The sequence below is a fragment of the Promicromonospora iranensis genome (assembly GCF_028994805.1).
GTDB lineage: Bacteria > Actinomycetota > Actinomycetes > Actinomycetales > Cellulomonadaceae > Promicromonospora > Promicromonospora iranensis.
This window is the reverse complement of the sequence record NZ_JAJQQP010000003.1, coordinates 446,086-456,924: the sequence shown is the minus strand read 5'-3', so window position 1 is coordinate 456,924 and position 10,839 is coordinate 446,086. Positions and strand designations below refer to the sequence as shown.

General features: G+C 73.6%; 8 protein-coding genes and 1 pseudogene. 2 read left to right on the top strand and 7 right to left on the bottom strand.

What is annotated here, in order from left to right:
- From LUM46_RS07090 to LUM46_RS07070, 5 genes and pseudogenes are all read right to left on the bottom strand, one after another.
- Positions 1 to 490, bottom strand: a pseudogene (locus tag LUM46_RS07090) (DUF222 domain-containing protein); the annotation flags it as partial.
- A gap of 420 nt (positions 491 to 910) precedes the next feature.
- Positions 911 to 1,495: an AAA family ATPase gene (locus tag LUM46_RS07085; RefSeq protein WP_274993072.1), complete on the bottom strand. Its 585-nt coding sequence runs from the start codon at positions 1,493 to 1,495 to the stop codon at positions 911 to 913.
- 239 nt (positions 1,496 to 1,734) lie between these two features.
- The gene (locus LUM46_RS07080; protein WP_445376107.1) at positions 1,735 to 2,718 is read right to left on the bottom strand and encodes a ribokinase; all 984 of its coding nucleotides are present in this window, start codon (positions 2,716 to 2,718) and stop codon (positions 1,735 to 1,737) included.
- 82 nt (positions 2,719 to 2,800) lie between these two features.
- Positions 2,801 to 3,994 carry an MFS transporter gene (locus LUM46_RS07075; protein ID WP_274993071.1) on the bottom strand — a complete coding sequence of 398 codons (1,194 nt, stop codon included), beginning with the start codon at positions 3,992 to 3,994 and terminating at the stop codon, positions 2,801 to 2,803.
- 43 nt (positions 3,995 to 4,037) lie between these two features.
- Positions 4,038 to 5,066 (bottom strand): CobW family GTP-binding protein, encoded by a 1,029-nt coding sequence (locus LUM46_RS07070; protein ID WP_274993070.1) that lies wholly within the window; start codon positions 5,064 to 5,066, stop codon positions 4,038 to 4,040.
- A 143-nt stretch (positions 5,067 to 5,209) separates the two neighbouring features.
- On the opposite strand from LUM46_RS07070, the gene LUM46_RS07065 reads away from it, so the two are divergent.
- The gene (locus LUM46_RS07065; protein ID WP_274993069.1) at positions 5,210 to 6,181 is read left to right on the top strand and encodes an NAD(P)-dependent alcohol dehydrogenase; all 972 of its coding nucleotides are present in this window, start codon (positions 5,210 to 5,212) and stop codon (positions 6,179 to 6,181) included.
- A 30-nt stretch (positions 6,182 to 6,211) separates the two neighbouring features.
- Here LUM46_RS07065 and LUM46_RS07060 read toward each other — a convergent pair whose 3' ends face one another.
- On the bottom strand, positions 6,212 to 6,970 hold the full coding sequence (locus tag LUM46_RS07060; protein ID WP_274993068.1) for a class I SAM-dependent methyltransferase: 759 nt from the start codon (positions 6,968 to 6,970) through the stop codon (positions 6,212 to 6,214).
- A gap of 130 nt (positions 6,971 to 7,100) precedes the next feature.
- Between LUM46_RS07060 and LUM46_RS07055 the strand changes: the two genes are divergently transcribed.
- Entirely contained in the window at positions 7,101 to 9,857 is a 2,757-nt protein-coding gene (locus tag LUM46_RS07055) for a tetratricopeptide repeat protein (protein WP_274993067.1), read from the top strand.
- A 52-nt stretch (positions 9,858 to 9,909) separates the two neighbouring features.
- Here LUM46_RS07055 and LUM46_RS07050 read toward each other — a convergent pair whose 3' ends face one another.
- Positions 9,910 to 10,809 carry a LysR family transcriptional regulator gene (locus LUM46_RS07050; protein ID WP_274993066.1) on the bottom strand — a complete coding sequence of 300 codons (900 nt, stop codon included), beginning with the start codon at positions 10,807 to 10,809 and terminating at the stop codon, positions 9,910 to 9,912.
- Positions 10,810 to 10,839 lie beyond the last annotated feature (30 nt).

Here is a 10,839-nt window from a genome sequence, read left to right as displayed (position 1 = left end):
CCTTCGCGTTCCGCTTCACACACGCATGCACATCCAACTCACCCGCGAGCTCCTTGATCCGCGCGACCAACCGCCGCGTGCCCATCGAAGCCAGAGCAGCCCGGTTCGCCGGTCCGCAGAGCTCCTCATCGATCCGCGCCCGGTCCTCCACACTCAGGTGCGACGTCTCCCGCACCATCAACGTGGCGCGCCACTGCGACAGCACACCCGTGCGCAGGGCATCGAAGGTCTGCGGCATCTGCATGACCCACACCCGCGCCACCCCCACAAACGAGCCGCCCGCATGCGGGCTCACCTGCAGCGCCGCACCGACCTGGTTCGGCACACCACGACCCCGCCGCCCAGCCCGGATGCCCTGCCTGGCCTCCTCGACCTTCGTCGCCTCATCCAACGCCACCGCCAACCGGCCCTGCACCGCAGCCACCGTGTTCTTCACCGCCTCGAGCTCACCGAGCAGATCCACCCACTCCGCCTGCGCCTGCTTCGACATCAGCCCGCCGGTGTCCGCGCCGGTGCCGGTACCCGCGCCAGTCCTGGTGTCAGTCGCGGTGACCGTGCCAGCGCCGGTGCGGACGGCGGTGGTGCTGCTGGTGTCGGTGGCCCCTGGCAGGATCATCCCGGCCAGGTACTCGCGCAGCGCCCGCACATCAGCCGCGCCGACGACCATGGGCGCCGACGAGTCCAGGGGCAGCACCGACCCAACGAGCTGCTCGCCCGCTCCAGGTGCACCTCCGGCTGATGTCATGTCACCAAGTTATCGCACACCTGTTCGCATCGCTCGCCGAACGAGCCCCCTCCGCCCACAGCAGAACGGACAGGCCCGACACACGGGCACCCCGCGAAGGCCACTGCGAACGCCACCACGAACAACCCCCTGCGAACGACGCCACGACTCCACGACGCCACCGCCCTACGCCCGCAGCGCCCCCTCCGGCACCATGGCCCGCCGAGCGGCCTCCACCACGATCAGGTCGGCGGTCTCCTCGGGCGTCTGCTCCCCGGAGTCCAGCCACCACCCGAGGTCGCCGAGCTCCCGCCGCTGGTTCCGTGCCAAGGGCGCGACGTCGTAGTCGACGCGCGTCTCCGGCGCACGCGTCGCATTGCGCTGCCGCGCCACCTCCAGGGGCGGGCACAGCACGACGAGCATGAGCGGCCGCACCCGCAACAGGCCGGCGATGAACCTCAGCTCTTCCCGCGTCTCGACGACCGTGTCGGCGACCGGCGCGAACCCCCCGTCGGCGAAGTTGTCGGCCACGGAGCACAGGTTCACCATCCGGAGCCGCAGCTGGCGCTGCCCCTCGGGTCCGGGATTCCAGCGGCCTTCCTCGTCGATCATGGTCGCCCGGCCGCTGACGAGCATGCTCCCGAACACGTCTCCGTCGACCCGCGCGGCACGTGGCAGCCGCTCGGCCACGAGCTGCGAGACGGTGGTCTTCCCGGCACCCGGCGTCCCGGTGATCAGCAAGCAGCCAGGCATCGTTTCCTGATCGGCCACGGCGCCAGCCTCGCAGGGCGCGGCAAGCCGTTAACCGGCGAGCCCCGTCGTCACCCGCGGACGGCGGGGTTCGCTCGCTCCAGGTTGCGCATCAGGTCCTCCTGGCCTTGCCACCCTGCACCGACCCACGCGGGCTGCCCTGGAGCGGTGCGCCAGGACTCGCTCGGGAGTCAGCGGCCCGGCGACGACCTCGGTCGGCCGGTCGATCGGCCGCGGGGCGAGAGGGTCGGACGTGTAGCTCATGCCTTTCCGGTTTCTTCCGCGAGCCGCTCGGCCAGCGCAGCGACGTCCGCGGCGCGGGGCACCGCGTCCTGCGCACCGGGCCGGGTGACCGCGAGCGCTCCCGCGGCCCCCGCGAGCCGGGCAGCCTCGGCGAGGCCGGCACCGCGGGCGAGGGCGGCCGCCAGGACGCCGCAGTACGTGTCGCCCGCACCGGTCGTGTCAACCGCCTCGACCGGCGCCGCCGGGACGCGGACGGCAAGGACGTCGCGCTCCGCGACCAGGCTGCCCCGCGCACCGAGCGTGATCACCACGGCGGGCACCCGGGCCAGCAGCGCGGCCGCGAGCGACTCCGGCTCGGCAGACGCGCCCGCCAGGTCCGCGGCCTCGTGCTCGTTGACCACGAGCACGTCGAGCTGGTCCCACACCTCGTCGGGCAGCTCGCGCGAGGGAGCGGCGTTGAGCACGAAGAGCGCCCCGTCGCGACGCGCCCCGGCGGCCGCGACGACCGTGTCCAGGGGGATCTCGAGCTGGGCCAGCACGACGTCGGCGGCCGCGATCCGCTCGGTCTGCGCGGCGCCGATCCGCACGTGCGCGTTGGCGCCGGGCGCGACGACTATCGCGTTCTCCCCGTCGGGCGACACGGTGATCAGGGCGGTCCCCGTCGGGCTGTCGACCCGCTCGACGGCGTCCGTCCGCACGTCGGCTCCCACCAGGGAGCCGAGCAGCAGCTCCGCCGAGTCGTCCCGCCCGAGCGCACCGACGAACGTGGTGTCCGCTCCCCCGGCCCGCGCCGCGGCGACGGCCTGGTTCGCGCCCTTGCCGCCGGGCGTCCGGCGCAGCTCGCCGCCCAGGATGGTCTCGCCGCCCGCGGGATGCCGCGGCACGTCGACGACGAGGTCGACGTTTGCCGACCCCACGACCACCACGCGGCCCGCGCTCATGCGCCGCCCCGCGGCGGCACCGGTGATCCCAGCCCCCGACCAACCCTCTAGCCAGCTCACGGTTGCGCTCCTTCGTCGTTCGGTCACTCTGCCCGTGGTGCAGTCACTGCGCTCGTCCGACGACCAGGCGGATGCGGCGGCGTCAAGCGCGCGGCCTTGAGCCGCTGCCACCCAGCGCGACCAGCGCGACCACCACGCACAGCGCCGCCGTGGTCAGCAGGCCGACGGAGAAGCTCGTCCCGGCGGCGATGAAGCCGACCACCAGCGAGCCCAGGCCGGTGCCGGTGTCGAACCCGATGTTCCAGACGGCGCTGGCCACGCTGCGGTCCCGGTCCGGCACCGCCGCGAACGCCGTGACCAGGGTCAGGTTCTGCAGGCTCCCGTAGGAGATGCCGACCACGGTCATGCCGGCCACCAGCACGGCGGCGCCGGGGCCGCCGTCGGACAGCGACCAGGCGCACAGGGCGAGGCCACCGGCGCAGAGGACGAGCAGCGGCGGGATGAACCGGCTCGGCCCGAACCGGTCGGCAGGCCCGCCGACGAGCCAGCGGGCCAGCGCCGCCGCCGCGGTGAACCCGAGCAGGCCGAGCACCGCGACCGTCGCGCCGTGCCGGAACTGCGGGGCGAACGTCAGCAGCGCCCCGCCGGGGGTCGTGACGGCGAGCAGGACGAGCGAGGGAAGCAGGAGCGCCAGCAGGATCCGGCCCCGCTCGCGCCTCGGCCGGTCGCCGGTGTCGAGCCCGTCGCGGGCGACGTCGTCGAGGCGCCGGCCCAGCGCCGCCGCGAACGGCACCGCGAGCGCCGGGAGCGCACCGATCACGAACACCACCCGGAAGTCGACGGACTCGGCGATCCAGGCGGCGCTCGGCACGAGCACGAGCTGCGGGAAGGCGACCGCGAGCCCATAGACGCCGATCGCACGCCCGCGCCGGGCGGCGTCGACCAGCTCGGCGACGGCGCTCGCGCCGCACACGGTCAGGACCGCGAACCCCGCGCCGCGCACCGCCGAGACGGCGAGGATCCAGGCCAGCTGGTCGGTGAGCATCAGCGCGAAGGAGGGCAGGCCGAGCAGGAGGACCCCGATGACGAGCGTGGTGCGCCAGCCCCAGTGGCGCAGCGCCCACGGCACGGTCGTCTGGACGGCGACGGTGGCGAGCATCAGGACGGCGTTCACGAGGCCGGCGCCGCCCTCGTCCGCGCCGCCGTGGGTGGCCCACAGGGGCGCCGTCGGCAGCAGGAGCGCATAGCCGGCGAAACCGAGCAGCGACACCCCCAGCAGCGCCCGCATCCCGGGGACGCGCATGATGGGCAGGGTCTGGTCGGGCTGCGTGCTCACGTGGATTCACCCTACAGACGCGGCGGCCCGCCTCGCGCCACGCTCAGGCGCTGAGCCTCCGGTAGCGCTGCAGGCGGGCGAAGCCCTGGGCGTCCGGCCGGTCGGACGGCGCCAGCGCCCGGTCGAGCCGGTCCCGCACCTGGCCGACGTCGAGGTGCATGCCGATCGCGACCAGCTCGCCGAGACCGTCGTCGCCGATGCCCCGGCTGGTCACGTGCACCGACCGGCCCACCACGTGGACGACGTAACCGCGCAGGCTCCGGCCGGTGTCGACGACGACCCGGCCCTTGATCCGGTACGCCCCCGGCGGAGGGTCCTCGAGCAGGTCGACGAGTCGCCCGGGGCTGACCGGGCCGGACGCGGGGACCGTGACGGCGTCGGCGTGCTCGTGGTCGTGCTCGCGACCGTCGCGCAGCAGGGCCGCCAGCGGGAGCTGGTCGGGCGGGTCCTCCGCGGACGCGGCGTCGTAGACGAGGGAGGGGTCCACACGCCCGTGCGAGGTACGCACCACCTGGGCCGCCGGGTTGCGCTCGTGCACGCGGGCCTCGATGCGGTCGAGCGTCCGCTCGGCGTCGCCGGCGGGCAGGCGGTCCGTCTTGTTCAGGACGACGAGCGACGTGACCGCGTACCGTGCGGGCGGGTCGCCGCCGGTGTCCACGGTGTCGAAGTGCTCCACGGCGTCGACGACGTCGACCACTCCCCCGGGCCGCACCCGCTCGACACCGCTGAACCGGATCATGCGGGACAAGGTCAGCGGGTCGGCGATGCCGCTGGCCTCGACGATCACGACGTCCAGCCCCAGGCGGGGGTGGGTCAGCCTCTCGAGCGCGGCGTCGAGCCCGCCGGCGTCCGGCAGGCAGCACAGGCAGCCGCCGGAGATGGACGCCGGCTCGTCGATCTGGCCGGTGACCAGCCCTGCGTCGACGTTGACGTCACCGAAGTCGTTGACCACGACGCCGACCCGCGCGCCGGGCTGCTGCAGCAGGTGGTTGAGCACCGTCGTCTTGCCGGCGCCGAGGTGCCCGGTCAATGTCACCACGGGAACCCGTCCGGTCGCGGAAGGCCTGCTCATCGCGCCTCTCTCCATCATTGACGGCCCTTTCCGGCTGCCCGGTTGATGATAACCGTTCTCATGGCAGCCTCGGCGGTCGGAACCCTTGTCGCCCCCGCCCGGACCGTGTAGACCAGGCACACACCGGCCGACGGGAGATCGGGATGCGGGCTGTCGTCTACGACGAGTACGGACCACCGGGTCGACTGCGGGTCGAGGAGATACCGGTGCCGGCTCCGGGGCCGGACCAGGTGCTGGTCGAGGTCATCGCGACGTCGATCAACCTCTCCGACTGGGAGAGCCTGCGCGGGTCACCGTTCTACGCCCGGTTCGGCGGGCTGCGCAGACCCGGCCGACGGGTGCTGGGCTCGGACATCGCCGGCCGCGTCGAGGCCGTCGGGTCCGATGTCACGCGGTTCCGGCCCGGCGACGCGGTGTACGGCGACAACCTCGTCCACAAGGGCGGCTTCGCGCAGTATGCGGTGGCGCCCGAGTCGGCCCTCGCGCACAAGCCGCCGGGGCTGACGTTCGCCGAGGCATCAACGCTGCCGCAGGCGGCCCCCATCGCACTCCAGGGCACCGCGGACGCCGGCCCGGACCGGCGGGTGCTGATCAACGGTGCGGGCGGCGGCTCGGGATCGTTCGCGATCCAGCTCGCCAAGTGCGCCGGCGCCCACGTCACGGCCGTGGACAACGCCGCAAAGCTCGGCCACATGCTGTCGCTGGGCGCCGACCGCGTGATCGACTACCGCAGCGAGGACTTCACCCGGACCGGGCCGTACGACCTGATCCTCGACCTCGTCGCGCACAGGTCCGTGTTCGCCTACCGCCGCGCACTGGGGCGCGGCGGTAGGTACCTCTGCGTGGGCGGACCCGTGCGGAAGCTGCTGGAGATCCTGACGGTCGGCACCGTCGCAGCCCGCGCCACCGGACGCCGGATCGGGGTCCTGCCCGTGCGCCTGGGGCCGAAGTACTTCCAGCCGCTGGCCGAGCAGTGCCTGGCCGGAGAGGTCGACATCCACATCGACCGCACGTACCCGCTCGACGAGGTGCCTCAGGCTCTGGCCTTCCACGGCGAGGGCCACGCCCTCGGCAAGGTGGTGATCGACGTCGACGGGCGGGCACCGCAGGCGTGACCCGGACCCGGTCGGCGCACCGCGGTCTGATCAGCCCGGCCGGCGCGCCACGACCCAGCGGAAGGCGTTCACGAGCCGGTAGGTCCCGTCCGGCCTGCGGTACGGCGCGGCGGCGGCCACGACGACCGGCGCGAGGTCCGCGATCGTCGACTCGCGCTCGCCGAAGAGGATCCCGTGCACGAGGTCGGTGTCGTGCCGCGCGGTCCAGGGGACGGACACGACGCCGCCGTCGAGCAGCTCCCAGCCCGCCCCGCGCAGCACCTCGGCGAGACCGCCCTCGACGCGGAGGGGGCCGTCCTCCGGTGGCTCCTCGTCGTCGGCCGCGGCGAGCGCGCTGTTGATCGCGTCCAGGTCGTTCCGTGCGCGCTCGGCCCAGCCGGCAAGCCCGAGGGTGCCGCCGGGCACCAGCACGCGACCCGCCTCGGCGAGCGCCCGGTCCTGGTCCGCGGCGAACTGGAAAGCGTTCACCGCGAGCAGCGCGTCGAAGGCGCCGTCGTCGAACGGGAGCCGCTCGAACTCGCCGGCCCGTACGTCCGCGCCCACGGCGCGCGCCCGGGCGAGCTCGATCATCCGGGACGCCGGGTCGACGCCGCTGGGCCGGGCGTCGTGCTCCTGGAGGTGTTCGAGCAGCTCGCCGGTGCCGCAGCCGACGTCGAGGACGCGGGTGCCGGAGCCGATGGTCGCGGTGCGCAGCAGCGGCTCCCAGACGGGCCGCGCGAAGTCGCCCCAGTACCGGCCCCAGTCGTCGGCGACGCTGGACCAGGGATCATCCGGGTGGGTCGACTGCATGCTTCGGAGACTAGCCGAGCGGTGGCCCGATCTTTCGCGTGGCGAATATTCACCCCAACAAGAGGTCAACAGGAAGTACCTTCCGGACATGCAGGGGACTCCTCGGGGGCGGACCAGGTGGCGCGAAGCGATGCCTACACTCGGTTTCGGCGCGCTCGCCGTCGCATCGGTGATCGGCGCCGTGGCGGCAGAGTTCGTCTCTGCCGACGCGCCTCCGCTGGTCCTCGTCCTGGCGACCGTAGGCGGCCTGGCCGTCGGCCTGATCGCCGAGCACACGCTCGGGGTATTCCTGGACCTGCGCGCGCGGCGTCAGGCCGCCGCGCAAGCGGTGGAGAACCTACGAGCGCGGGCTCCAGAAGGCTTCGCAGCCCTGTTGTCGCCGCGGCACGACCACCAGATCGTCCCGTTCCTGGGGCGGCAAGGGATCCTCGAAACGCTGCTGGCCTGGTGCACGGAGCACGCGGCGACACCGTTTCGCCTGATCACCGGCCCTGGGGGTGTCGGCAAGACCCGGCTGGCCGACGAGCTGCAACGCCGCCTCCGTACGCTCGGCACCGGGTGGGAGAGGCTGTTCCTGGCTCCGGACCAGGAGAACCAGGCTGCCGCCGTCGCTGCCCTCCGGGAGCACGCACGGGACCGGCCCGTACTGGTCGTGGTGGACTACGCCGAGAACCGGCCGGGCCTGCGCGAGTTCCTCACCGAGGCCTACGACGACTTCGGCGGGGGCGGCACGATCCGCGTCCTGATGCTGGCCCGTACCGCGGGAAACTGGTGGGACGCGCTCACAGCGGTGCCCGGAGACCTCGGCGCCGCGCTGACTCGCGGTTACGGCAACGCCGACCTGCCTCCGCTCGACGCGGATCCGCAGGAGATCGTCGACGCGGCGGCCCTCGCGTTCGCCCGTGACCTGGGTGTCGCCGTCCCAGAGGTGCCGCTCGCAGGCACATCCGTACAGCTGCGGGTGCTGGACCTGACCGCCGCCGCCCTGGTCGCGGTCCTGAGCGCCAAGGGCCGCTCCGGGCGCGCCGACGCCGTCGAGAACGTCACGACCGCGGACGTGTTCGAGGAGCTGCTCCGGCACGAGGCAACGACGTACTGGGAAGCCACCGCCGACGAGATCGGGATCTCCGACCGGCTCACCATGGCGATGCGTCGGTCCCTGGTCGCTGCGGTCGCACTGCTCGGGGCCAAGGACGAGGCGGCAGCCGTGGCGCTGGCGCAGCGGGTGCTGAGCGTGTTCACGGAGGACATCCACCCCGACCCCGGGGCGACGGCGACCTGGCTGCGCAAGACGTACATGCCCGCGGCCGGCTCGGGGCAGTGGATCGGCCCGCTGACCCCCGACCGCGTGGCGGAGCACCTGATCGTCCGAGTCCTGACCACGGAACGGTACGCCGCGCGGCACGTCGACGCGCTCCTGGCGAATCTCACCACCGCCCAGACCATCCGGGCGATGACCGTGCTCTCCCGCGCCGCCACCGACCCTGCCCGCGGTGAAGAGCAGCAGGAAGCGGTGCGTGCCCTGGCCGACCACCTCGCCGAGCACCTGCCTCCTACCCCACAGGCGCATGCCGCCGCGCTCGCCGCGATCCCACACCCGTCCGTGCGGATGGCACCTACCGCCGCGCTCCTTGCTCGCCGGCACGCCGAGCTCCTCGAGGACGACGGCGAGCATCTCGCAGGCTCCCTAGCCACCCTCGGTGCCAGGCTGTCCGCGGTAGGGCACGCCGGCGACGGGCTGCCTCCGACGCAGCGGGCGGTGCGGATCTACGAGCGGCTGGCGGCGTCCGACCCCGACCGGTTCGAGCCCGACCTCGCCAGGACCCTGACGGAGCTCGGCGAGCGGAGCGCGGGTGTGGGGCACCCCGGCGACGCCCTTCGGACCACTCAGCGGGCGGTGCAGATCTACGAGCGCCTGGCGACCACGAACCCCGAGAGGTTCGTACCCGACCTCGCGCGGACCCTGGCCCACCTCGGCAGACGTCACTCGCACCTGGGCCGTCCCGGAGACGCCCTGGATCCCACGCGGCGAGCGGTCGACATCTACGGGCGGCTGGCCGTGTCCGACCCCGACCGGTTCCGGCCCGACCTCGCCGACTCGCTGGCCGATCTCGGCGTCTGGTACGGACAGCTGGAGCGCGCGCACGACGGTATGGCGGCGACCGTGCGAGCACTGAGTATCCGGGAGCAGCTGGCGCAGGCCGACCCCGACCGCCATCTGCCCGGACTGGCGACCACGCTGTCCCACCTCGGTACGTGGGAGTTGCAGCTCGGGCGCCGTGAGGACCTGGCGCCGACGGAGCGGGCGGTCCAGATCTTCGAGCGGCTGGCACAGTCCAACCCCGACCGCTTCGAGCCCGACCTCGCCGCGGCCCTGTCCCGGCTCGGCGCCTGGTACTCGCGGGTGGAGCGGCTCGGTGACGCGCCCCCCGCGACACAGCGGGCGGTCCAGATCCTCGAGCGGCTGGCACAGTCCAACCCCGACCGCTTCGAGCCCGACCTCGCCAGGTCCCTGTCCGACCTCGGGGTGCAGTACTCCGCCGTCGGGAATCCGGACGAGGGTATGGCCCTGGCCGAGCGAGCGGTCCGGATCTTCGAGCGGTTGGCGCAGTCCAACCCTGACCGGGTCGAGCCAGACCTCGGAGACGCCCTGTCCCGGCTCGGAGACACGCTCGCGCAGGTCAACCGCCTGGGTGACGCCTTGTCCGTGCGGGAACGCGCCGCCACGGTCTGGCAGAGCTGCCACAACCGCGGGCTGCCTCAGGTGCGGGACCGGCTGATCACGCTCCTCGACCGCCTGGCGACGGCGCATGCCGCGGTCAACGGCAACGGCACTGCGCAGGGCTACCGGTCACGAGCCGCCGCCCTGCGCCAGGACATCCGCTGACGGCCCCGCGCCCACGGGGGTTCCGCACGAGCCGGGCGAAGGGGCCCAGGTCTCAGCGCAGGCTCTCCGCCAGCTCGCGGAGTACCGCGACCACCACCTCGACGCTCGCGATCCGTTCGGGCCGGGTGACCGCGAACGCCGCGCGGCCGAGCCAGGCAGGATCGTCGACCTGGACCGTCAGGACGTCCTCGGGAAGGGCGACCGCTGCGATCTCGGGCAGGGTGGTGATCCCGAGGCCTGCGGCCACCAGGCCGAGGCGCGCGTGCCAGTCGCGGGCGGCGTACGCGACCTTCGGCGTGAGCAGCGTCGGCCACGCCCCGAACTGCGGCTCGCCGCGCAGCCCCTTGCCGACGATCCACTCCTCCTCGGCCAGCTCCACCACCGGGACCTGCGCCCGGCCGGCGAACCGGTGCCCCCGGGGAACCGCCACGAGGGAGCGTCCGTCCACGAGATGGTCACGGCGCAGGCCGTCCAGGTCGTACGCGGGCAGGTCCGCACCCAGCCCGACGACCGCCACGTCGATGCGTCCCGCCCGCAGCTGACGCAGCTGGGTCGGGGTCGACGCCTCCTGGAGGTCGACCGTCAGCCCGGGATGCCGCTCCCGCACCGTCGCCACCGCCCGGGGTGCGAGCACCCACATCGCCGTCGGGAAAGCACCGAGGACCACCCGGCCGCCGAGCCCGTCGGCCAGCCCGGCCAGGTCCTTGCCGACCGCGTCGAGCTCGCTGAGCACGGTCGCCGCGCGGCGCGCGACCAGAGTGCCCGCGGGGGTGGGCAGGACGCCCCGTGCGCCCCGCACGAACAGCGGGACACCGACGGCGGACTCCGCGGCGGCCACCTGGCGCGAGACCGCCGACTGGGTGTAACCGAGCAGGTCCGCCGTGGCGGTGAAGGATCCGGTGCCGACGACGGCGTGCACCACACGCAGCGCCGTGACGGTGAGCTCAGCCATGCACCCATCATGAGTCATGCGATCGGTGCA

Coding starts and splice junctions, on each gene's coding strand:
- LUM46_RS07070 (WP_274993070.1), bottom strand. CDS start 5,066: ATGAGCAGGCCTTCCGCGACCGGACGGGTTCCCGTGGTGACATTGACC.
- LUM46_RS07065 (WP_274993069.1), top strand. CDS start 5,210: ATGCGGGCTGTCGTCTACGACGAGTACGGACCACCGGGTCGACTGCGG.
- LUM46_RS07060 (WP_274993068.1), bottom strand. CDS start 6,970: ATGCAGTCGACCCACCCGGATGATCCCTGGTCCAGCGTCGCCGACGAC.
- LUM46_RS07055 (WP_274993067.1), top strand. CDS start 7,101: ATGCCTACACTCGGTTTCGGCGCGCTCGCCGTCGCATCGGTGATCGGC.
- LUM46_RS07050 (WP_274993066.1), bottom strand. CDS start 10,809: ATGGCTGAGCTCACCGTCACGGCGCTGCGTGTGGTGCACGCCGTCGTC.